We start from the raw sequence: 22,855 nt of genomic DNA, 5'->3' as shown, positions 1-22,855 counted from the left end.
GTAGGACCGATGAGCTCACTCTCTCTCGCAGCCGTGTCCGGCCGCCGCCTCAAGGCACGCCGGGCCGGCGTCGGGGTGACCCGCCCGGGCTTCGCCTGGGCGATACCCGCGACCCTCTTCTTCCTGCTGTTCGCGATCCTCCCGCTGGTGCTGGTCGCGGTGCTGTCCTTCACCAGCTGGGACGGCGTCACCGCGCCGCACTTCAACGGCCTGGCGAACTGGACCAAGCTGATCCACGACCCGGTGATGACCCAGAGCATCTGGCTCACCGTCGTGCTCACCGTGCTCGGGGTCGTGACGCAGACGCCCGTCAGCATCCTGCTGGGCGTCTGGGCGGCCGGACCCCAGCGCAACCGGGCCGTGCTGTCCGCGATCTTCTTCGTCCCCCTGCTGCTCTCGGCGACCGCGGTCTCAGTGCTGTGGCGCGCCCTGCTCGACCCCAACTTCGGCATGCCGGGCCAGCTTCCCTGGCTGTTCGGCAACGGCAACCTGTTCGGCAGCCAGGCCGGTTCGATCGCGGTGCTGACCTTCGTCGGAATGTGGCAGTTCACCCCCCTGCACGCACTGCTCTACCAGGGCGGCGCCCGCGCGGTTCCGCAGGTGCTCTACCAGGCCGCGGCGATCGACGGGGCCGGCACCGTGCGGCAGTTCTTCCACATCACCCTGCCGCAACTGCGCAACACAATGATCACCTCGATGATCCTCATGGTCGTCGGCGGGCTCACCACCTTCGACACGGTGCTGATCCTCACCCAGGGCGGCCCCGGCACGGACACCACGGTCAGCGCCTATTACATGTACGAGCAGGGCTTCAAGGAATTCGACTTCGGCGCCGGCTCGGCCATCGCGCTGGTCCTGGTCGTGGTCGCCACCCTCATCTCCCTGGCCGTGGTCCGGCTCTCCGGCTACGACAAGATGCGCAGCACGGCGGAGGGGATCTGATGCGACAGCGCCCCAACTACCTTGCCGGGCTGGGCTCCCTGATATGGCTCGCTCTGGTCGGTCTGCCGCTCTACGTGCTGCTGATCGCGACCCTGCGCACCACCTCCAACTACTCCAGCCAGGGCCCGCTGAGCTTTCCGTCGCAGCTGACCCTGAGCAACTACTTCAACGCGTTCTCCAACGGCTTCGGCCAGGACTTCCTCAACACCCTGATCGTCACCGTCAGCGTCGTCGGCATCGTGCTGGTGGTGGTGCCGCCGCTCGCCTACGCCATCGTGCGCGCCCAGGGCCGGACCATCACCGTCGTCTTCCGGTTCTTCCTGCTGGGACTCGCGATCCCCGCGCAGGCGGTGATCGTTCCGATGTTCTACGTGATCAGCCAGGCCGGGCTCTACGACCACCTGATCGGCGTCATCCTGCCCACCGCCGCTTTCTCGCTGCCGGTGTGCACCCTGGTACTGACCGGGGCGATGCGCGACATCACCCCCGACCTGTACGAAGCCATGGCGATGGACGGAGCCTCCCCGCGGCGGGTCTTCAGGCAACTGGTCCTGCCGCTGTCGAAAGGCGGGCTCTCCTCCATCGTCGTCTTCTCGGCCCTGCAGGCCTGGAACGGCTTCCTCTTCCCACTGATCCTCACCCAGTCGGACTCGACCAAGGTGATCACCCTCGGCCTGTACAACTTCCAGACCGAACACGGCGTCGACGTCCCCGGACTGCTCAGTGCCGTGGTGCTGTCCATGCTCCCCATCTTCGTCGTCTACCTGTTCGCCCGCCGCGCCCTGGTCCAGGGGCTCATGGGGGTCGGAGGAAAGTGACCGGCAACATGAACCCCGCCCCCGAACTCGCCACCCCCGCGTGGCGGGACGTCTCGCTCGACCCCGCGATCAGGGCCGACGCCCTGATCGCGGCGATGACCCTGCGGGAGAAGACAGCGCAGCTGGTCGGCGTCTGGGTGGGCGCCTCCGACGAGGGCGGCGAGGTCGCCCCGCACCAGCACGAGATGGAGGAGCCGCCGGACCTGGACGAGCTGCTGCCGCACGGTCTGGGCCAGCTGACCCGGCCGTTCGGCACCGTTCCCGTGGACGCCGCCGTCGGTGCGCTCTCGCTCGCCCGCTCCCAGCAGCGCATCGCCGCCGCCAACCGCTTCGCCATCCCGGCGATCGCCCACGAGGAATGCCTGGCCGGGTTCGCGGCCTGGGGGGCGACCGCCTACCCGGTCCCGCTGTCCTGGGGAGCGACCTTCAACCCCGAGCTGGTGCGCACCATGGCCACCACCATCGGGACCGACATGCGCGCCGTCGGCGTCCACCAGGGCCTCGCCCCCGTACTCGACGTGGTGCGCGACGCCCGCTGGGGCCGCGTCGAGGAGACCATCGGCGAGGACCCGTACCTGGTCGGCACCATCGCCACCGCCTATGTGCAGGGCCTGGAGTCCGCCGGGATCGTCGCCACGCTCAAGCACTTCGCCGGCTACTCCGCCTCGCGGGCCGGCCGCAACCTCGCGCCGGTCACCATGGGCACCCGGGAGCGCGCCGACGTGATCCTTCCCCCGTTCGAGATGGCGCTGCGCGAGGGCCGACCACGCTCGGTCATGCACGCCTACACCGACACCGACGGCATCCCCTCGGCCGCCGACCAGGAACTGCTCACCGGTCTGCTCCGGGACACCTGGGGCTTCGACGGGACTGTGGTGGCGGACTACTTCGGCATCGCCTTCCTCAAGCTCCTGCACGGCGTCGCCGGAAGCTGGGACGAGGCGGCCGGGCTCGCCCTCGCCAGCGGCGTCGACGTCGAGCTGCCGACCGTCAAGACATTCGGACAGCCGCTGCTCGACGCGGTCGAGGCCGGCACCGTCCCCGAGGAACTGATCGATCGTGCCCTGCGCCGGGTCCTCGTCCAGAAGGCACAGCTCGGCCTGCTCGACCCTGACTGGAACCCGCTTCCGCAAGCGATCTCCGGAGCGAATCCCACCGTTCCCGAGGCGCTGCGCGGCAGCGTCGATCTCGACCCCCCGGCCAACCGGCGGCTGGCGCGCGAGCTGGCGGAGCAGGCGGTCGTGCTGCTGCGCAACGACGGCACGCTGCCACTCGGCCGCCCCCGCCGGATCGCGCTGATCGGCCCCAACGCCGACACCCCGACGGCCGTGCTGGGCTGCTACTCCTTCCCCGTACACGTCGGCTCACAACACCCCGGGGTTCCGACCGGCATCGCGCTGCCCACGCTGCGCGAGACCTTGGCGGCCGAGTTCCCCGACGCCGAGATCTTCTCCGCACCTGGTGCGGCAGTCGACGGCGACAGCACGGCCGGCTTCACCGAGGCGGTCACGGCGGCCCGCGCCGCCGACGTCGTGGTGCTCGCCCTCGGGGACCGCGCCGGCCTGTTCGGCCGCGGCACCAGCGGCGAGGGATGTGATGTCGCGTCGATGCAACTGCCCGGCGTGCAGGAGCAGTTGCTCGACGCCCTGCTGGATGCCGGCACACCTGTGGTACTCGTCATGCTGGCGGGCCGCCCCTACACACTGGGGCGCGCCGAGACAGAGGCGGCGGCGATCCTGCAGTCCTTCTTCCCTGGGGAGGCGGGCACCGAGGCGATCGCCGGCGTGCTCAGCGGGCGGGTGAACCCCTGCGGACGGTTGCCCGTGAGTGTGCCGCGGCACAAGGGTGTCCAGCCCTCCACCTACCTGGCAGCCCGGCTGGCCCAGGACAGCGACGTGTCCAGCACCAGTACCAGCGCTGCCTACGCATTCGGCCACGGGCTCGGCTACACGGAATCCGAGTGGTCCGCGCTCGACGTCGGCGTCGCGGAGACCGGCACCGACGGCAGCTTCCGCATCGCCTTCGAGGTCTGCAACACCGGCGAACGCTCAGGCTGCGAGGTGGTGCAGTTCTACCTGCACGACCCGGTGGCCTCGGTGGTCCAGCCGGTGCAGCGCCTCGTCGGCTACCGGCGCCTCCCGCTCGAAACCGGGGAAGTCTGCCGGGTCCTCCTGGAACTGCCCGCGGACCTGGCCTCCTTCACCGGCCGCGGGGGCCGTCGCATCGTCGAGCCAGGCGAGCTGGAGCTGCGGATCTCCGCCAGCAGCACCGACCACCGCATCACGGTCCCGCTGCACCTGACCGGCCCGGTCCGGGAGGTCGACCACACCCGCATGCTGCACCCCGTGGTCACCGTCGAGCGCCGCTGACGCGACGAAAGGCCGCGCGTGTACACCGACCTGCCCGAGGCCCAGCTGCGGCGCTATCACAGCAGCCGGACCGGACCGGACGACCTCGACGCCGACTGGGAGGATCCACTCACCCAGGCCCGGTGGCCGCAGGCATGTGCTGGAGAACCTGCTCGGGGGCCAGCGAGTACGCCCACCTCCAGATGGACACGCGCGGGCAGGGCTGCGGGGTGGAGCGGCCCGCCTCCTCCGGCCGCGGCCCGGTGATCGGCTTTCCGAACTGACGCGGACTCAACCCGGTGAACCTGCGACCAGCGGTCACGGCACCTCCTGGACTCGCTCCACGACGTCGGGCGGCCCGAAAGGAACACATTCTGTGCATACATACGACAACCCTGTGATCAGCGGGTTCCACCCCGATCCGAGCGTGTGCCGGGTCGGTGACGACTACTACCTGGTGTGCTCCAGCTTCGAGTACTTCCCCGGGCTGCCGCTCTTCCACAGCAAGGACCTCGTGCACTGGGAGCGCATCGGCAACGTGCTCGACCGGCCCGAGCAACTGCCGCTGCCTCTCCCGGGTGCGAAGGCGTCCGGCGGCCTCTACGCCCCCACGATCCGTCACCACGACGGCCGTTACTGGGTCATCAACACCAATGTCGACGGCGGCGGCAACTTCGTCGTCTCGGCCGAGCGGCCCGAGGGGCCGTGGAGCGACCCGGTGTGGATCGACCTGACCGGGATCGACCCCGATCTGGCCTGGGAGGAGGACGGCACCTGCTGGTGCGCCTTCTCCGGGCCCGAAGGCGGCATCAACGTGGCCAGGATCGACCCGGCCAAGGGGGAGGTGCTGGAGGGGCCCTTTGCCACATGGTCGGGCAGCGGCCTCAAGTACCCCGAGGCTCCGCACCTCTACAGCATCGGCGACTGGTGGTACCTGCTGATCGCGGAAGGCGGCACCGAACGCGGCCACAGCGTGTCCATCGCCCGCGGCCGCTCGCCGCGCGGCCCCTGGGAAGGCGCACCCACCAACCCCCTGCTGTCCCACAGCGGTACCGGCCGCGCCATCCAGAACACCGGCCACGCCGACCTGGTGGAGGCTACCGACGGCAGTTGGTGGATGGTGCTGCTCGGCGTCCGGCCCCGTGGCTTCACGCCCGACGTGCACGTGCTCGGTCGCGAGACGTTCCTGACCCCCGTGGAGTGGGACGAGGACGGCTGGCCCGTCGTCGCGCCCGTACCCGAGAGCCACACGGCCCCGGGCGGGGTCTGGCACCCCGTTCCGGCCCTGCCCGCCCGCGACGACTTCGACAAGTCCGCTCTCGCGCCGCACTGGATCTCGCCGTTCAGCCGCCCAGAGGGCTCCTGGTCGCTCACCGAGCGCCCTGGTTGGCTGACCCTCAGAGCCACCGGCACCACCCTCGACCGCCCCGGATACACCTTCGTCGGCCGCCGCCAGCAACACCACGACTGCCGCGTCACCGCTGCGATCGACCCGGGTACGGGACGCGGCGGCCTCAGCGTGCGCATGGACGAAGCCCACCACTGCGAACTGGAGGTCGGGAACGGACAGGCCGGCGTCGTCGCCCGGATCGGTCCGCTGCGTCAGACCGTGGCCAGCCGACCGGTCCCGTCCGGACCGCTGACCCTCACCATCGCGATCCGTACGTCCGACCTCGTGCCCGCGTCCCCCGAACTCACCGATGGCGGGCCCACCGGCCCTGACACCATCGCCTTTTGGCTCGGCGACCCCGACGCCCCGGACACCCAGCCACTCGTCGAACTGGACGGGCGCTACCTGTCGACCGAGGTCGCCTGCGGCTTCACCGGCCGCGTTGTCGGCATGTACGCCATCGAGGGCGCGGTCGCCTTCGACTGGTTCGAGTACACCCCGGCATCGGCGCCCTCCGTTTGATGCTCGGCCTCCGGCCACGTGCGACACCTGCGTCCGCGCGGGCGTCGCACGCGGCATGCCGCTGGACCGCCGTCAAAGGAAGTCACCGGCGTACTCCGCGAGCCCACCGTGGGACGGCCTGGCCACGCTCACCACCCCCGCCACTGCCAGCCGTATCCGGACCGCCCCCCGGTGCACCAGTTCCCGCGAGAGCGCCCGCAACGGGCCGGATGCCGCGGCGTTTCCCGTCAGCAGCGCGCAGGGGGTCTGCGCGGCTCCGGCTCGGCGTGCGTCGAGGTCTTCGGGGCCAGGCAGGCATGGTGCCCTGTCCGACCCCGGCGTGTCCGTTCTCCAGGCGCCAGTGCTGGTTCGCACCGCCCGTGCAACTCCACAGCTGGACTCTCGTCCCGTGCGCGGTCCCCTGGCCGTTTGCGTCCGGGCAGAGCCCTGACTGCACTGCTGTGATCGTGCCGTCGGGATTGACGCTCCATCGATGGTCCCGCCTGCCCGCTGCAGTCCCGGATCGCCGCGGTGGTGCCGGTGCCCGCGGACTGGCTGACGCCCAGGCAGTCGAGGCAGCGCCCCTACTGCTGACTGACGATCTCCTGGTTGCCGGAGGGCGGCGGCGGATGCGAGCCGAACCGGGTGAGGAACTGCCACACCGCTGCCGACGTCCAGGTGCGCCAGCCGTCGCCGGTGGATCCGTCGACCGGTCCGGGGTCGTGGCCCGCTCCGTCGAACGCGGCCCAGACCACGGGGTATCCGGACGTGCATCCCAAGTAGGTGGTGATGATGTGCGTCAGGCTTCCGTACACCGGCTCGGGCGGGTTCCGCGGAGTACAGCCGTTCGCCCGGACGAAGGTGTCGCGCAGTGCCCGTCCCGACGAGATGGGCAGCACGTTGTCCCTGATGCCGTGCAGCCCCATGTAGGCGATGCGCTGGTTGCCGCCGTTGCACCCGCTGAGGTTCGCGCCGGAGTACACGGCGACCGCGCGGAAGACCGTCGCCCGGGAGCAGGCGAGGGCGTACGACATCGCACCGCCGTAGCTGAAGCCGGCGGAGAACAACTGGGTGGTGTCGACGCACAGACCTGCTTCGATCCGGCTGACCATGGCGTCGACGAAGGCCATGTCCTGGCCGCCGGAGTTGGCCCAGCCGTTGCCTATGCCCTGGGGAGCGACGAAGATCGTACCGTTGTTCGCATTGTCCGCCAGGCGCCGGAGGCCGTAGTAGGACCAGTTGTATCCGTCCGTTCCGCCCGAGTCGACGTCGCCCGCCGTGCCGCCCCGCCAGTGGAAACCGAAGATGAGCCGGTAGGGGTGGTTGCTGTCGTAGCCGGCGGGGACCCGCAGTATGTAACTCCGCGTCTGGCCTCCGCTCTGAATCGTGTGTGTACCACTTGCCAGCGTCGGGGCCTTGCCGCAGCCGGCGGTCGCCACGGCGGCGCCGGTGGTGGCCGACGCGGGCGCGCCGAGGCCGCTGCTGAACGAGGTGCCCGCGGCTGACAGGACGAGAAGTATCGCGGCAGCGACGGACATCAAGAGCGGTTTGCGTTTCATGCACTCCTTCTTCCCTGGTTGAGGGACGGGGACGGAGCGTCGGTCGCCGGGGGTCACACGCCGGTGATCATCCACTCGTTGTTGGTGCTGGAGTTCGGAGTCCACATCACCGCCGTCGAGCCCACCGTGGTGCTGCCGCTGCCGTCGAGCGCGGTGCCGGTGCCCCGGTTGACGATCTGGTAGCGGTTGCCGCCGAGGCTGCTCAGCGACCACTGCTGGTTGGTGCCGCCGTTCCAGGCCGCCTGCCGGACGGGGGCGCCGTCGGCGGCGTTGCCCCAGCTGTCGGCGGCCATGCCGTTGGTGCGGTTCATGATGCGGTAGTAGCCGTTGCCGAGGTCGATCAGCTGCCATTGCAGGTTGGCGCTGCCGTCGTAGTTCCACTGCTTGAGGTTGGAGCCGGAGGCGACGTCGCCTCCGCTGTCGAGCACCAGTCCGGTGGTCGCGTTCGCGATCCTCACCCAGGTCGTGGAGCCTCCCGGCGCGCCCAGCACGGGAATCTCACCGGAGAAGGTCAGTTTCACCGTGTACGCCAGGGCGCTGAACGGCGGGTTCGACGAGGGCATGGCCAGGTGCAGACCGGAGGCGTCCTGGGTCGGTGCGGGCAGGTCGACGTAGGTACCGGCGGCATTGTCGAGCAGTCGGGCGCCGGTCAGGCTGCTGAGGTTGATCTGGTTCGAGTTCAGCGTGGTGATGGTCACGGTGCCGCCCTGCCAGCCCAGCGCGGTGACGTAGAGGACCTTGTTGTCCTGGCTTCGGGTGAACCGGATGTCCTGCGGTTTGCCGGCCACCGGTCCGCTGAACGCGCCTCCCCCCATCTTGGTGGGACCCTCCCCGTAACTCGTCCAGGAGCGGGTGCCGTAGACCGCCTCTCCGAAGCGACCGAGCCAGTCGCCCATGCCGAGCAGGATGGACCGCTGCTCGGAGGGGATGGTGCCGTCGGCCATCGGGGCGATGTTCAGCAGCATGGTGCCGCCCTTGCTGACCCGGTCGATCAGTGAGTGGAGCAGTGCCTGGGTGGAGTAGTAGCCGATGCCCACCGTGTAGCACCAGCTGGAGGAGGAGATGCTGTCGTCGGTCAGCCAGTAGGGCGTGAGCAGTCCTGCCGGGCCGCCGCGCTCGAAGTCGAAGACCTCGCCCTTGTTGTCGAATCCGTCCTTGTAGGTCGCGACGACGTCCTTGTTCCAGGAGACGGCCCGGTTGTAGTAGTACGCGAGGAACTGGAGCCGGTCCGATTCCAGCACCAGGTCGAGGTCGAAGTCCTGCCAGATCAGGTCCGGTTGGTAGCCGTCGACGACTTCGACCAGCTTGTCGTACCAGAGCTGGTTCTCGGCGGCCGGGCCCTGCTGGCCGAAGAGGACGCGCAGGGTCGGGTCCGACTGGTTCGGCACATGGTCGTAGTAGCCGTTGAAGTGGTAGGCGTGGTGGAGGGAGGCCATGAACTTCAGTCCCTGCCCGCGGATGGCCTGCGCGTGCAGCCCCACGAGGTCGAGCATGGGGCCGTGCCGAACCGAGTTCCACGGGTTGGAGCGGCTGTTCCACATGGAGAAGCCGTCGTGGTGCTCGGCGACCGGGCCGGCGAACCTCGCGCCCGCGGCCCTGAACAGCTGCGCCCAGGCGTTCGGGTCCCAGTTGCCGCCCCGGGAGGCGAGCTTGGGCGCGAACTGCACGTGGTCGCCGGCCTTGTTGCGGGCTCCGTCGATGAAGTTGTTGTACGGCCATACCGAGGGGTCGCCGTAGGTGGCGATGTGGTGCTGGTTCTCGGCCGAGCCGCTGATGTACATGTTGCGCGGATACCACTCGTTGCCGAACGCGGGGACGCTGAAGACGCCCCAGTGGTAGTAGATGCCGAACTTGGCGTCCTGGAACCAGGCCGGGGCAGGAGGGTGCTGGTCCACGGAGGACCAGCTCGCGGTGTAGCTCGCGGGGCCGTCGGTCGCGGCGGCCCCGGGGGCGAACCGCAGCATGCCGAAGGCCGTGGCCGCGCCGGTCGCCGCCAGCAGCCGGCGCCGGCTGATCGGGAGGGAGGAGGAAGTCATGCGGAGCCTCTCAGCGTCATCGACGGGGTTGGGTGACTCGGCCGTCACCGGATCAGTTGCGCGTCCACTTCTGGTTGCCGTTCTCCAGGTCCGCCTCGACCCACGGGCCGCTGCCGGTGCACCCGCCGAACCAGCAGGCCGTGCCCCAGTAGATGTGGTCACTCCGCTGGCGTGGCCCTGCCGGTAGCCGACGCCGGGCGGTGACCTTGATGCCGAAGACCTGGTGGCCGGCCGCGGTCACCGGCAGGGCCATGGCGTCCGTTCCGTCGTCGGATCCGCCCGGGCCGGGGCCCTTCCAGTAGCCGCCCCGGGAGATGGGCGGGTCGTTGTGCCTGGCGGTCTGGTCGTAGAGCTTCGTGATCGTGCACGGCGTGCCCGCGCAGAACGACGCCTAAGACGCGGCGTCGGCATACACGCCCGCGCCGAGCACCCCGATGTCGCGGTAGCTGTGGTCGGAGGCCCGCTGGATCTGGTGGAGCGGCCCGTTGTGCGACGAGAAGAGCGCCTTGGTCGTGGAGTTCGCCGTCACGCACGGCGTACCACCCGCGGCATGGATGTCACAGCGCGGCGACGCGCCGCCCGCTGAGGCGTTCGCCGGCGCCGTTCGGACCGCGGAGGACATGCTCGTCCGCGGGGATGTGGCGAACGCCGGGGTGCGCAACGCGGCCGGGGCCATCGCCGGGGCGATCAGGAGCACGGCCGGGAGTCGCCTTCGTCGGCGAGGGCTTGCTGATCCGGGCGAGGAGACCTCCTTTGTGGCGGTGTCGCCGCGCGGCGGTACCCGAACTGCCGGTGGCCGAGGGAAGGGATGAGTCATCCCAGCGTCCACCGCTGGTTGCTCCCGCCGTTGCAGGTCCACAGCTGGGCGAGGGTTCCGTCAGCCGTGGCCCCTCCGGTGACGTCCAGGCACAGGCCGGACTGGACTCCGGTGATCGTGCCGTTGGAGTTGAGCGACCACTGCTGGTTGGTCTGGCCGTTGCACGGCCAGATCTCCACCTTCGTCCCCGGGGTGGTCTGGTTGTCGTAGGCGTCCAGGCACATCTGGCCGCTGCCGGAGTAGACGGTGAGCTGGTCGGAGGCGGTATGTGTCCAGGTCTGGTTCGCGCCGCCGGTGCAGCTCCAGATCTCCACCTGGGTACCCGCGGTCGTGGTGGAGTTCGGTACGTCCAGGCACTTGGCCGCACCCACCGCGTGCAGCTCACCGGTAGCGCTGGTACCACCGCCGCCGGTGCCGCCCGCGACCCGGTACATCACCGTGCCGTGCGCCGGTACCGAGGCGCTGATCGTGCCGGAGGTGGTCGAGGACGCGCCCGACCACAGGTCGGTCAGGGTGTAGGTCGAGGCCCCGGTCTTCCCGATCGCGGCCGCGGTGGTGGTGATGGTCGCCGTCGAGTCCGTCTCGTTGAACAGCGCCACCGACACGTCCCCGCCCGCCAGCGGCTTGGCCAGCACGTCCAGGCCGCCCGAGGACGACACCATGGTCCCCTGTTTGCCGAGGGGGTCCTGGTCGACCGCGATCACCCGGGAGTTGGTCAGCGTGGACAAGGTGTCCGCACTGGCCGAGGCTATGTTGGTGCCCGCGATCAGCGGCGCGGCCATCTCCGCCCACAGACTGAACTCGCTGCGGCTCTCGGTCGCCGTCAGCGAGCCGTTGCCGACCTCCAGCATGTCCGGGTCGTTCCAGTGGCCGGGGCCCGCGTAGGAGGCCAGTCCCACATTGCTGTGGAAGATCGACAGCATGCTGGAGTACGTGGAGGTGATGTCCCCGGTGGTGCGCCAGCTGTTGCCCACGCCCGCGCCCCAGGTCCACACGTTCTCCTGGCCCCAGTTGCACAGGCTGAACAGGATCGGCCGGCCGGTGGCCGCCAGGGCGTCCCGCATCGCGGTGTACCGGGTCTGCGCCGGTGCACCGGTGTTGTTGCAGTTGTCGTACTTCAGGTAGTCCACGCCCCACGACGCGAACGACTGCGCGTCCGTGGTCTCGTGCCCCAGGCTGCCCGGGTATCCCGCGCAGGTCTCGGTGCCCGCGTCCTCGTAGATCCCGAGCTTCAGCCCCAGCGAGTGCACGTAGTCCGCGGTGCCCTTGATGCCGTCGGGGAACTTGGCCGGGTCCGGCACCAGGTGGCCGCCGGAGTCGCGGTTGTGGGTCATCCAGCAGTCGTCGATGTTGACGTACGAGTATCCCGCCGCCTGCATGCCGTTGGTGTGCATCGCCTGGGCGGTGGATTTGATCAGCGACTCGGAGACATTGCAGCCGTACGCGTTCCAGTCGTTGAAACCCATCTGCGGGGTCAGCGCGAGCCCGTTGCCGAGCGCCGCGGCGGGCTGCGCCGTGCCGAGGGAGAGGACGGGAGCGGCCACGGCGACCAGCAGGGCCGAGAACGTGAGCGCCAGGGTTCTCCGCAGGGACAGCAGTGAAGGCAGCGGCCGAAGGCGCCTGGCTGGCATGGTGGTTGTTGGCATAAGCCATCTACTCCTGGGGCGAGTTGAGAAACTGACGGAGAATCAGTGGCAGTCAGCGGTGACGTAGACCTGGACCTCGTGGTGGGTCGCGTCGGAGGGGTGGCGGGCGACGACGGCTCCTTCGTGGAAGGTGCCGGCGCTCGGGTTGGCGCCGCCGGGCTTGCAGCGGCCGCCGCCGTTACTCAGGACGGCGGCTTCCCGAGGGGCTCCGAACGGCGTCGAGCGCTCCCGTCGGCGCGCCCGAGAACCTGCACAGGGAACACTCAGACATCCCATGTCACATAGTGATCCCATAAGGTCCAACGCTCTGTCAATAGGGGTGACTTGGTGGTTGAGAGCCCGATACATCCCATGTCTACTGTCTGGTGAGGCAGCAGTGACGGCATGTCGAAACCCGCGTCCGGATACGGCATCCGTGCCGGGCGCGGGTGTTCGTTCGCAGGGCCCCGACCGGTGTGCTTTTCAGCAGCCCGGGGAGCAGGAGCGCGCTGGGCGCCTAGTACGTCACCTGAGGGTCCAGTGCTGGCCGGCGCCGCCGCTGGAGTCCCGGACCTGCGGGGTCGTACCGTTCGCCGTCTGCCCGCCCAGCGCGGACAGGACCGCCTCGTAGGCGGGCTTCTTGCTCCCGGCCGCATCGAACAGCAGCGGGTTCTCCCCCGTCCGCCACGAGTCGCTGTCCCTGATCCCCCACACCGTCATACCGGTGCAGCGGGCGACGTTCATGCACGCCTTGACGGTGTTCGCGTACGCCGTGGGCGACGCCTGCGCGATGTCCAGCTCGGTGACCTGTACGTCGACGCCGAGCGAGGCGAAGTTCGACAACGTGGTCCGGAAGCCGACGGGCGGTCCGCCGGCGCCGAAGTGGGACTGGAAGCCGACGCAGTCGACGGGCACTCCGCGCGCCTTGAAGTCACGCACCATGTTATAGACACCCTGGGTCTTGGCGTCCGACCAGTTCTCGATGTTGTAGTCGTTGTAGCAGAGCTTGGCCGCCGGGTCGGCCGCCCGTGCGGTGCGGAACGCCTCCTCGATGAAACCGTTGCCCAGCACGTTCTGGAAGACCGAACTGCGGTGCTGGCCACTGCCGCCGTCGGCGAAGGCTTCGTTGACCACGTCCCAGGCGTAGACCTTGCCCTTGTAGTGGTTCATCTCGGTGATGATGTGCTTGTCCATCACGCTGCGCAGGGTGTTCGCGTCGGTGATGGAGCTGACCCAGCCGGGCAGTTGGGAGTGCCAGACCAGCGTGTGGCCCCGCATCCGCTGGCCGTGCGCGCTGGCGTGGTTGACGATCCGGTCGGCCGGCCCGAAGTTGAAGTTGCCGCGGGACGGCTCGGTGGTGTCCCACTTCATCTCGTTCTCCGGGGTGATCATGTTGAACTCCCGGTCGAGAAGCGTGGAGTACACCGAGTCGCCGAGCTTTCCGGCGGCCACGGCCGTGCCGAAATAGCGGCCGCTGCCGGCTGCCGCCGTGCCCAGCGTGCCGGAAGCCGCGTGGGCGTCGGGGGCCGCCGTACCGGCCAGGACCAGTACCGCGGCGGCTGTCGAACCGATGGCCGAGGCCAGGACTTTGCCCGGACGGGGCCCCTCGTTGAACCAGGACATGATGGATCGATCTCCTCGTGTGGGGGGAAGTCGCCGATCACGAGACAGGCGACTTGTGGAGTCGGCTCACGCGGCTCAGGAGACCGGCAGAGCGGTCCACTGCTGGTTGGCACTGCCGTTGCAGTCCCACAGGGTCAGTTGCGTACCGTCCGTGGCAGACGCACCGGGGTCGTCGAGACAGCGGCCGGAGACCGGATTGCGGTAACCGCCGTTGTACGCCTGCCATTGCTGGTTGGTGCCGCCGTTGCAGTCCCAGATCTCGATCTTGGTGCCGTTGGCGGTACCACCGCCCGTGGCGTCGAGGCACTTCCCGAGCGCCCGCAAGGTGCCGTCCGAGCGCGCGGACCACCACTGCGCGTCGGCGCCGTTGCAGGACCAGATCTGCACGGCGGTTCCGTTGGCGCTGTTGCCGCCGTTGACGTCCAGGCACTTCCCCGCGACCCCGGAGTGCACCGGCACGCCCACGGAGACAGGCGCCTTGATCCAGCCTGCCGCGTCCGCGGCCTGGACCCCGGCGTTGAAGGCGTCCGCCATCTTGGTGTAGCCGTTGTCGTTGGGGTGTAAGGGGTCGGACAGGTCCGCGGTGGTCAGAGCGCTCATGTCCACCAGGCGCACATGCTTGCCGGCAGCCTGCTCGGCCTGGACGATGCCGGGCAGCTTGGCGTTGAAGACGGGGCGGGTGGCCTCCTCGGTGCTGCTGGTGGAGACGATCAGGGTGCCGACGAGGACGGTCGCGTCAGGGGCGTCGGCCGTGATCTGGTCGATGAGCGCGTGGAGCCGTTCGGCAGCGGGCTCAGCCTGAGCGCCGCCGTTCAGATCATTGGTGCCGATCTCCAGGGTGATCACGTTGGGCCGGTACCGGGCCAGCACGGAGTCCGCGATGCCGGCTATCTGGTCGATATGCCAGCCGGAGTGGCCTTCGTTGTCCGGGTCGGACATCGTGCCGTTACGGCCCGACCCCACGAAGTCCAGGGCATGCCCTTCGGCCGCCAACCGCTTCCACAGGAAGCCCCGGTAGCCGTTCCCGGACGGGCTGCCGACGCCCCAGGTGATCGAGTCGCCCAACGGCATCAGCCGCAAGGGGGCGGGTGCGGCGGCCCGCACGGCGGACGGCGACGCCCCGGTGTCGGTGGCAGCCGCGGCGGGCAGGGCGGCGCCCATGCCGAGCGCCGCCGTCAGGGCTGCGGCCAGAGGTACCGAGTACTTCTTCATTCGCATTCCTCACGAGTGGGGGAAACAGCAGAGGTTGAACAAGCTGCCGCTTGTGTTCCGGAAGGCGTACGAGCCGTCGGACTGCTGTAGCGGCAGCCACCGGCTGTTGGCCGCTCCGCCCGGGGCCTGCTGCACGATGTCGGGGCTGCGGGGGCGGCCCACAGGCCACGGAGCGGTCTGGCTGTGGACATGCTCGTCCTCCGGTGCTGGCGAGTGTTGTCCCGTGGTGTCGAGGCCTGGTGGCGAGCGGTCCGTGACCGGCGGTGAGCCGGCCACGGACCGGAGCCGTTCAGGTCAGTCGAGGCTCCATCGCTGGTTGGATCCGCCGTTGCACGGCCACAGTTCCGCGAGGGCGCCGTTGGCCGTGGAGGCGCCGGTGACGTCGAGGCAGAGTCCGGACTGGGTGCCGGTGACCGTGCCGTCGGAGTTCAGCTGCCACTGCTGGTTGGCGCCGCCGGTGCAGGGCCAGGTCTCCACCTTGGTGCCGGCGGACGTCTGGTTGTCGTACGCGTCCAGGCACATTTGGCTGCTGCCGCTGTAGACCGTCAGCTGGTTGGACGACGTGCGGGTCCAGGTCTGGTTGGTGGCGCCGCTGCAGTCCCAGATCTGCAGCTGGGTGCCGGCCGTGGTGGACGAGTTCGGCACGTCCAGGCACTTGCCCGCGCCCACCGCGTGCAGCGCTCCGGTGCTCGTCCCGCCTCCGGAGGACGAATTGCCGTATCCGGCCGCGGTGATGTTGGCCTGGACGGCGCTCTCGGTCGCGTCCGACGGGTAGCCGGAGGTCATCACCCCTTCGTAGAAGGTGCCTTGGGCGCCCTTGCTGTTGTCGCCGCCGGTGCCCAAGATGATGGCCCCCTGCTTGCGCATCGGGTTGTAGCCCGAGACGTTGGGACGGGGCCCGTCGTAGAAGGTGGACAGCCCGCCGGACTGCGCGTTGCCGCCACGGATCGCCCAGTGGTTCGCCCCGCCCTTGATGATGGCGGTCGCGTACCGGTAGTCGATGGACGGATCGCCCGCGTTGTAGTGCTGGTTGACTCCGGAGAACAGCCCGTTCTCCAGGTCGGCCATGATCCACGGACCGTTGCCCGAACCATAGCCCCACACCTTGATGTTGCCGAAGTAGATGGCCTCCATGGTGCCGTTGCCGTCGTCGTTGCTGTTCGTCTCGGCGTTGCCGTAGTCGAAGCAGCAGCCGCCGTTGTAGTGCGTGCCGTCGAAGATCGCGTACATGCCCTCGGGGCTGTCCCCGGTGGCGATGCCGTTGGTGTGGTTGTTCCGGTAACCGGTGCCGGGCGCCACGAAGACGCCGTAGGCCTTGTGGCCGCCCACCGTGGTGGGCGCGGCGGTCGCGTTCGCGAGGTTGTCGGGCCCGCCCGCGGCGCCACCCGCGGGCGCCTGGGTGAGGTTGTTGCCGCGGCCGGACTGGTCGTAGACGATCGTGATCAGACACGTCGTCCCCGAGCAGAACGAGTCCTGGGCGGCGGCGTCGGCATACCCGCCCGCGCTCAGGACACCGATGTCCCGGGTGGTGTTGTCCGAGCCACGCCGGACCTGGTAGAGCGGCCCGTCGTACGAGGCGTACAGCGCTCGCGTCGTGCTGTGCGCCGCCACACAGGGCGTACCGCCCGCCGCGTAGATGTCGCACGGCCCGGAGGCGGCGGCCCGCGCTGTGCCGGCCGTGGCCGTGGCGCCGATCAGAGTTCCGGCGACGAGCGCGGCCGCGGCCCCCATCCGGGCGACCATGGTCCGCCGAGAGCGCCGAGAGCGGGGCGAGCCTCCGGGCGCAAGGACGTGTGCCTGGTCAGGCACACTTTCTGGCCTGCCACGGTGTCGTACCGCCGCGAGTAACCGCCGGACGCCACCGCGGCCGGACAGCAGCTGACGTCTTGCACGTACGGTGCCCATCTGATCTCCCCACCGTGCCGACGCAACCCGGCCGGGCTTGGTGTTGGTGGCGTCGGCGCATCCGGAAGCGCTTGAATGTGCTGTCTTTTCCGCGAGATTGCAGAGAGGTTTCGGGGGGAGACGGTGCCCCCGATTTCGCGGCACTGTCAAGGGTCTTGGAGCCCCTTCCACAAACCTTGTCGCGGAATCGATTCGACGGCTGGATCCCAGCGGGTCAAGGTCGGCCGACGCATCTGCGCGCCCCGCATCTTGGCCGGCAGATGACGGCGTGTCCGCCGGCCGCGCGGGTATGCTCGCCGACTGGTCCCGGACCATCCGGATGACCTGCCATATCGCCGGTGAACAGGTGCGCAGCCAACAAACCCGGATGCCGGGCCACCGGTTCCGCGTGCACCGGCCGTAGCGGCGGGGGTCGCCCCGGCGTCGGCATCTGGCTTCGCCCCACGCCACTCCATTGACCCCGCACTCCTCCGGCCGTAACCTCCTCTGTCGAAGCGCTTGCGTAGAACCGGTTCGCACCACACCTTGTGCAAGACGTGAAACGCGTGACGATCGTGACCACGGGACGGTACCGGCCCGGTGTCATTCCCCGCGGGCTCATGGCACTCGGACACTCTTCGTCCACCTGATGCCTTCACGACGCCCAGACACCGGTGAGGCACCGTGGCGGCCAGGGCACTCGTCCAGCACCGCTTGAGACCAGTCCGTCGGGTGACTGCGACGCCGTACGCCAGCGCACCGCCGCAGACTCATCACCCCTGTGCCGCACAGCCGCAGTGATCCGGCACCGGGATGAAGGTCCTGCCCCCTGATTCAAGACCTTCGTCGACAACGGCACCCACCACACCGAGTTCCTCCACGCCGGGAGCGGGCGGCGCGTCCCTGCCAGGAAACCGAGGTACAGCCATGCGCCGCAGACTCCGCGCCCTCGTGGCCTCGTTCTTCGCCCTGCCGCTGGCGCTCGCTGTCGCACCGTCCGCTCACGCCGTCGACCCGGCCACCATGACCAGCGGGTTCTATACGGAATCCGACTCCAGCGCGAAACGGTCGGTCGCCGCCAACCCCGGTGACGGCCGGGCGTCCGCGGTCAACGCCTCCCTCGCCGACACCCCCATGGCCCACTGGTTCGGCTCCTGGAGCGGCACCATCGGCACCGCCACCGGTGCCTCCGCGGGCGCGGCCGCCTCCCGGCACGAGCTGCCCCTCCTCGATGCCGGCTACCCGGGCTGGGCGAGCCCGGCGACCATGGCCCAGCACCTCCACGAGGCCGGCCTCCGCCTGGCCCACGGCTTCTCGCTCAACATCTCGAACTACTGCACCACGGCCGAGAACATCGCCTACGCAGCGTCGTCAACAGCGAGTTGCGGACCCGCTACGGCTACACCAAGCAGTTCGTCCAGGACACCAGCCGCAACGGCAACGGCTCCAACGGCCAGTGGTGCAACCCCTCGGGCCGCCGCATCGGCACGCCGACCCAGCCACGCGGAGGCGTCGAGATGCTCCTGTGGATCAAGATCCCGGGCGAGTCCGACGCCAACTGCGGGGTCGGAGTCGGCTCCTCGGCCGGACAGTTCCTCCCCGAGGTCGCGTACAAGATGATCTACGGCTACTGATCCCGGACCCCGTGACCTGGTGCGTCCCTGCCCGCCACAGGGACACGGGCGCCGTTGGCCACAGCCCGGCCGGGTCCACCGCGCACCGCCTTCCGCTCAGGCGGTCGACAGCCCGCCCGGTGACAGACGCTCCCCCATCCATCCACCGCCCAGGAGCAGCCATGAAGTCACGCCGCCCCCGGCGCCGCGCGGCCACCGCCATCGCGACGCTCGCCCTGTGCGCCGCCTTCACCGCGACGCAGGCGCAGGCCACGCCCACGCAGGACGTGATCACCCCGGCCACGAAGTTCTACTCGGACCCGCACAGCAAGGCGGCGAAGCAGGCCCTCGCCGACTTCAGGAACGGCGACATCGAGGACGCCACGAACATGGCCAGACTCGCGAGCTGGCCGCAGGCCGAATGGTTCACCGAGGGTACGCCCGACGAGGTACGCGTCAAAGTGCACAAGCTCGTCCACCGGGCCCGGACCGTCGGCCGGACCCCCGTCCTGGTCGCCTACGACATACCCGGCCGGGACTGCTCCCAGTACTCGAGCGGCGGAGCCGCATCCTCCGCCGCCTACCACCAGTGGATCGACGCCTTCGCCGCCGGCGTCGGCGACGACGACGCGGTGATCGTCGTGGAACCCGACGGCCTGGCCAACCTTCCCAAGGACTGCGGGCCCACCACCGACCCGACCGGCGAACTCACGGCCGCCCGCATCACCGACCTCGCCTACGCCGTCAAGACCCTGAAAGCCAGACCGCGCACCGCGGTGTACCTGGACGCCGGCAACGTACAGTGGCGGTCCGTCGGCGACATCGCCCAGCGACTGCAGGACGCCGGGGTCCAGTACGGCGACGGATTCGCCCTGAACGTGTCCAACAACCACCCCACCGACCACAACGCCAGATACGGCACCTGGATCGCCAAGTGCCTCTGGTACGCCACCGAAGGCCCCGAGCAGGCACACGGGCACACCGACTGGTGCGCCAGCCAGTACTACTCGTCCGCCGCCCCCAACGACGGCGCCCCCGGCGACGCCGTCTCGCCCACAGACCCCACCACCTGGCGGTGGACCGACGCCTGGTTCGACCAGAACGTGGACACCGCACCGGCCGACGAGCTGCGTCACTTCGTGATCGACACCAGCCGCAACGGCCGGGGCGCCTGGACCCCGCCGGCGGGCAAGTACAGCGGGGACCCGGAGGTCTGGTGCAACGCGCCCGGCCGCGGTCTCGGCCCACGCCCCACCGCCGACACCGGCGTCCCTCTCGTCGACGCCTACCTGTGGATCAAGACCCCCGGTGAATCCGACGGCAGCTGCACCCGCAGCACCGGCGGCACGATCGATCCCGAGTACGGCATCGTCGACCCGCCCGCCGGCGCCTGGTGGCCCGACCAGGCCCACGCACTGGCCCGCAACGCGGTACCACGCCTGACGTTCAACCGCTGAGCCCGGTCGGACGCCCCGTACGCGTCGGCCCGCCGAGCCCGCTTCCTCTCCAAGTCGCCGATCACCGAGCCGGTGTGGGTAGGACTCGGTTGCTCGTGCCGGTCGCGTACGGGATCGCGCCGGGTGAACGGGGTAGGGGGCGGCCTGCGGCCGAACTGCCGACGCGGGACTGGGCGGTGCACCATCGGCTCGATCCCCCGAACGGACCGACATGTAGACAGAGACCATGAGGCGAGGCAGGCCGCGCGACAGCGTCGACGCCGCCACAGGCTGATGCTGGGCACCACCGTCGCGCTGACCGCCGCGGGCGGGGGGCTGGCCGCTCTGGTCCTGGCGCTGCTCCCCGATCGCAGGGCCGGCGCCGGGACCCCGCCACCACCCAGGCGATCACGACGACCTCGCCCAAGGCGGGCAGCCCGACCGCGCCGGGAGCCCCGGCCGGGACAGGAACGCCGACGGCGACGGGCACGGCGACCCCGGCGCACGCTGCTGCGGGGCGATCAGAATCACGGACGTCTACGGTGAACGGCCGGCCATCACCGGGATCGCGCTACGGCGGGACGTCGAGCAACCGACCGGGGGCCAGTTCTCGCGGCACTGATCGCACCGTTGTCACGTAGCCGAGCAACTCGACCGGTCGCCTGCCACAGGCGTGGCAACCAGTCGGCGAGACGCTCCCGGAAACCCGCCGGTCCGGGCGACCGGTCGCCGGCTCGTACCAGGGGAAGACGGTGTTCAGTTCCGACGCCACGCCCGGGTCCCCCAAATCCGAGGTGTCCCACACCGGTGCGGAGGTCTTCGCGGGGTGTCCGGCACGATCGCCTTTCCCCATCCCTCGCCTGCTGCCGCCGCCATTCCGACACCTTCGGTCGAGTGGAGTGGGGTGATTTGCATCGTGTCACTGTGGACGGCTCCGTTCCATCCCCGTCAATACATCCGATGTCATTGCCCACCATCAGGGAGGCTTGTCGGCCAACTTCTGCCTTTCCGCACCTACATGCGTCACGAGACTCGACAGAGACGGCACCTGCGCCTGTTAATTCATCCAATGTCTCGGAAGAACGGCCGAACAGGAGGACCTACGTTGCCGGAATCCACGTCGCGCAGATCGGTACTCGCTGCCATGGCCGCCATGACGGTGGCCGCCGCGGTCGGTTCCGTCACGGTGGCGGCACCCGCGGACGCCGCGCCCGACGCACCGTTGCCGCTGCCGCTGCCGCTGCCTGCCCTGCGGATCCCGAGGACCGACATGGGAGTCGGGCAGCAGCCCGATTCCGCGATCAAGTGGCTCCAGGACGCCAAGCTGGGCATGTTCATCCACTGGGGCGTGTACTCCGGCCCGGCCAAGGGTGAGTGGTGGATGCACAGCGCCCCGATCACGCCGGCGGACTACCGGAAGTTCGTCACCGACGCCACCGACGAACAGTTCACCGCGGACGCCTATGACCCGACGGCCTGGGCGCGACTGGCCAAGGACTTCGGAGCGAGGTACGTGACGCTGACCACGCGCCACCACGACGGCTTCGCCCTGTGGCCGCTGAACCATCCCAACAGCTGGAACTCCGGCCAGGCGCCGCTGGGTCGTGACTTCGTCGGGGAATACGTCGCGGCGGTGCGGGCGGCGGGTCTGAAGGTGGGCCTGTACTACTCGCCGATCGACTGGCGCTATCCCGGTTACTACGACGTCCGCGGCACCCACTGCGCACCCAACCCCTGGAACTACACCACCGATCCCGCGCACAAGGAGAACGCGCGGGTCATGAAGACCGAGGTGTACCAGTCGGTCAAGGAGCTGGTCACCCGGTACGGCCCGATCGACGACCTGTGGTGGGACGGCGGCTGGCTGGCGGAGCAGGGCAGCGACGCGGACGCCGCGTTCTTCTGGGAGCCCGGCCGGTACCGCGACCCCGCCAACGAGTGGCCGGTGGACGCCGCCTACGGCGAGACGGACGGCGACGGCAGGCCGCTCGGCCTGATGGGCATGGTGCGCAAGCACCAGCCCGGCATCGTCGCCACCTCGCGCTCGGGCTGGACGGGCGACTACGCCAGCGACGAGGGCCCTTCCGTCCCGAGCGGGGCGATCCGCACCGGCCTCGTCGAGAAGGTGTTCACCGTCGACGGCACCTGGGGTTACAACTCCGGTGCCACCGTGATGAGTTACGGCACCGCCATGGACATCCTGGTCAACTGCTGGGTACGGAACATGACCGCGATGGTCAACGTCGGCCCGGACCGGCACGGCACGGTGTCCGACGCCCAGGCCGGGCTGCTGCGGCGGATCGGCACCTTCATGGCGTCCTGCGGCCGGTCGGTCTACGGGACCCGCGGCGGCCCGTGGAACCCGGTCGACGGCCAGTACGGCTTCACCTGCAAGGACGACACGTTCTACGTGCACCTGCTGCCCGGCTACAGCGGAACCTCGTTCACCACCCCGCCGCTCGGCGACGCCAGGATCGTGCGGGCCTTCGATGTGCGCACCGGTGCCGCCCTGGCGTACTCGGCCGGCGGCGACGGCCGGGTGACGATCAACGGCATCGACCGCACCGCCCATGCCGAGGACAGCGTCGTCGGCGTCACACTGGACCGGTCCGTGCAGCCGGCCGACATCGCAGCCGGACGGACGGCGACGGCCGACAGCGAGGAGTCCTCGAAGGGCAACACCGCCGCGAGGGCGGTCGACGGCTCCACCTCGACCCGGTGGTGCGCGAACGACGGCGGCACCGGCCACTGGCTCAAGGTCGACCTCGGCTCGCCCCGGTCGCTGACCGGCACCCGCATCGCCTGGGAACTGGACGGGGCCAACTACCGTTACTCGATTGAGGGTTCCGTCGACAACCGCAGGTGGAACACGCTGGCCGACGACACGGCCACCACCAGCACCAGTCAGGTCCAGGTCGCCTTCTTCCGGAGCCGGGCACGGTATGTGCGGGTCACGGTCACCGGGTTGCCTTCCGGGGCATGGGCGTCCATTCGCACCTTCGAGGTCTACGACCGGCCTTTCTCCGCCGACCTGGGATCATAAGCGCCGGA

General features: G+C 69.7%; 13 protein-coding genes and 3 pseudogenes. 8 read left to right on the top strand and 8 right to left on the bottom strand.

What is annotated here, in order from left to right; all coding sequences use genetic code 11:
* Positions 1–9: 9 nt before the first annotated feature.
* From ADK64_RS15065 to ADK64_RS15045, 5 genes are all read left to right on the top strand, one after another.
* Complete coding sequence (locus tag ADK64_RS15065; RefSeq protein WP_053659071.1) at positions 10–942, top strand: carbohydrate ABC transporter permease; 933 nt, start codon at positions 10–12, stop codon at positions 940–942.
* Positions 942–1,760 carry a carbohydrate ABC transporter permease gene (locus ADK64_RS15060; RefSeq protein ID WP_053659069.1) on the top strand — a complete coding sequence of 273 codons (819 nt, stop codon included), beginning with the start codon at positions 942–944 and terminating at the stop codon, positions 1,758–1,760. Before ADK64_RS15065 ends, ADK64_RS15060 begins: the two co-directional genes overlap by 1 nt.
* A gap of 8 nt (positions 1,761–1,768) precedes the next feature.
* Positions 1,769–4,129 (top strand): beta-glucosidase family protein, encoded by a 2,361-nt coding sequence (locus ADK64_RS15055; RefSeq protein ID WP_053659140.1) that lies wholly within the window; start codon positions 1,769–1,771, stop codon positions 4,127–4,129.
* A gap of 134 nt (positions 4,130–4,263) precedes the next feature.
* Positions 4,264–4,392, top strand: coding sequence for a hypothetical protein (locus ADK64_RS48425; protein ID WP_267888549.1), 129 nt, complete (start codon positions 4,264–4,266; stop codon positions 4,390–4,392).
* A gap of 92 nt (positions 4,393–4,484) precedes the next feature.
* The gene (locus tag ADK64_RS15045; protein ID WP_053659065.1) at positions 4,485–6,020 is read left to right on the top strand and encodes a glycoside hydrolase family 43 protein; all 1,536 of its coding nucleotides are present in this window, start codon (positions 4,485–4,487) and stop codon (positions 6,018–6,020) included.
* Positions 6,021–6,345: 325 nt separating this feature from the next.
* On the opposite strand, the pseudogene ADK64_RS15040 reads toward ADK64_RS15045, so the two are convergent.
* The 8 genes and pseudogenes from ADK64_RS15040 to ADK64_RS15005 all read right to left on the bottom strand — a co-directional run.
* A pseudogene (locus tag ADK64_RS15040) lies at positions 6,346–7,537 on the bottom strand (ricin-type beta-trefoil lectin domain protein); the annotation flags it as partial.
* Positions 7,538–7,611: 74 nt separating this feature from the next.
* Positions 7,612–9,594 carry an alpha-L-fucosidase gene (locus tag ADK64_RS15035; RefSeq protein WP_053659063.1) on the bottom strand — a complete coding sequence of 661 codons (1,983 nt, stop codon included), beginning with the start codon at positions 9,592–9,594 and terminating at the stop codon, positions 7,612–7,614.
* 52 nt (positions 9,595–9,646) lie between these two features.
* On the bottom strand, positions 9,647–9,748 hold the full coding sequence (locus ADK64_RS48420) for an arabinofuranosidase catalytic domain-containing protein (RefSeq protein ID WP_267888550.1): 102 nt from the start codon (positions 9,746–9,748) through the stop codon (positions 9,647–9,649).
* Positions 9,749–9,802: 54 nt separating this feature from the next.
* Positions 9,803–10,216, bottom strand: a pseudogene (locus ADK64_RS47225) (arabinofuranosidase catalytic domain-containing protein); the annotation flags it as partial.
* Positions 10,217–10,407: 191 nt separating this feature from the next.
* Entirely contained in the window at positions 10,408–12,042 is a 1,635-nt protein-coding gene (locus ADK64_RS15020) for a glycoside hydrolase family 27 protein (RefSeq protein ID WP_053659058.1), read from the bottom strand.
* Between the two features lie 519 nt (positions 12,043–12,561).
* Positions 12,562–13,659 (bottom strand): endo-1,4-beta-xylanase, encoded by a 1,098-nt coding sequence (locus ADK64_RS15015; RefSeq protein WP_078992657.1) that lies wholly within the window; start codon positions 13,657–13,659, stop codon positions 12,562–12,564.
* A gap of 75 nt (positions 13,660–13,734) precedes the next feature.
* Positions 13,735–14,871 (bottom strand): SGNH/GDSL hydrolase family protein, encoded by a 1,137-nt coding sequence (locus ADK64_RS15010; protein WP_053659056.1) that lies wholly within the window; start codon positions 14,869–14,871, stop codon positions 13,735–13,737.
* A gap of 294 nt (positions 14,872–15,165) precedes the next feature.
* Positions 15,166–16,602, bottom strand: a complete 1,437-nt coding sequence (locus ADK64_RS15005; protein WP_053659138.1) for an arabinofuranosidase catalytic domain-containing protein — start codon at positions 16,600–16,602, stop codon at positions 15,166–15,168.
* A 1,080-nt stretch (positions 16,603–17,682) separates the two neighbouring features.
* On the opposite strand from ADK64_RS15005, the pseudogene ADK64_RS15000 reads away from it, so the two are divergent.
* The 3 genes and pseudogenes from ADK64_RS15000 to ADK64_RS14990 all read left to right on the top strand — a co-directional run bounded on the left by ADK64_RS15000 (position 17,683) and on the right by ADK64_RS14990 (position 22,847).
* Positions 17,683–18,389, top strand: a pseudogene (locus tag ADK64_RS15000) (glycoside hydrolase family 6 protein).
* 161 nt (positions 18,390–18,550) lie between these two features.
* Positions 18,551–19,825 (top strand): glycoside hydrolase family 6 protein, encoded by a 1,275-nt coding sequence (locus ADK64_RS14995; protein WP_053659054.1) that lies wholly within the window; start codon positions 18,551–18,553, stop codon positions 19,823–19,825.
* A 1,123-nt stretch (positions 19,826–20,948) separates the two neighbouring features.
* Entirely contained in the window at positions 20,949–22,847 is a 1,899-nt protein-coding gene (locus ADK64_RS14990) for an alpha-L-fucosidase (protein ID WP_234384576.1), read from the top strand.
* Positions 22,848–22,855: the final 8 nt, after the last annotated feature.

The organism is Streptomyces sp. MMG1121 (genome assembly GCF_001280015.1).
Taxonomy (GTDB): domain Bacteria; phylum Actinomycetota; class Actinomycetes; order Streptomycetales; family Streptomycetaceae; genus Streptomyces.
This window is presented reverse-complemented; position numbering and strand designations above follow the sequence as displayed.

What these genes read in the sequence shown, in the direction of transcription:
- ADK64_RS15015 (WP_078992657.1), bottom strand. Translation starts at nt 13,659, where the DNA reads ATGTCCTGGTTCAACGAGGGGCCCCGTCCGGGCAAAGTCCTGGCCTCG.
- ADK64_RS15020 (WP_053659058.1), bottom strand. Translation starts at nt 12,042, where the DNA reads ATGCCAGCCAGGCGCCTTCGGCCGCTGCCTTCACTGCTGTCCCTGCGG.
- ADK64_RS15010 (WP_053659056.1), bottom strand. Translation starts at nt 14,871, where the DNA reads ATGAAGAAGTACTCGGTACCTCTGGCCGCAGCCCTGACGGCGGCGCTC.
- ADK64_RS48425 (WP_267888549.1), top strand. Translation starts at nt 4,264, where the DNA reads ATGTGCTGGAGAACCTGCTCGGGGGCCAGCGAGTACGCCCACCTCCAG.
- ADK64_RS15055 (WP_053659140.1), top strand. Translation starts at nt 1,769, where the DNA reads ATGAACCCCGCCCCCGAACTCGCCACCCCCGCGTGGCGGGACGTCTCG.
- ADK64_RS15005 (WP_053659138.1), bottom strand. Translation starts at nt 16,602, where the DNA reads ATGGGGGCCGCGGCCGCGCTCGTCGCCGGAACTCTGATCGGCGCCACG.
- ADK64_RS15060 (WP_053659069.1), top strand. Translation starts at nt 942, where the DNA reads ATGCGACAGCGCCCCAACTACCTTGCCGGGCTGGGCTCCCTGATATGG.
- ADK64_RS14990 (WP_234384576.1), top strand. Translation starts at nt 20,949, where the DNA reads ATGGCCGCCATGACGGTGGCCGCCGCGGTCGGTTCCGTCACGGTGGCG.
- ADK64_RS15035 (WP_053659063.1), bottom strand. Translation starts at nt 9,594, where the DNA reads ATGACTTCCTCCTCCCTCCCGATCAGCCGGCGCCGGCTGCTGGCGGCG.
- ADK64_RS14995 (WP_053659054.1), top strand. Translation starts at nt 18,551, where the DNA reads ATGAAGTCACGCCGCCCCCGGCGCCGCGCGGCCACCGCCATCGCGACG.
- ADK64_RS15065 (WP_053659071.1), top strand. Translation starts at nt 10, where the DNA reads ATGAGCTCACTCTCTCTCGCAGCCGTGTCCGGCCGCCGCCTCAAGGCA.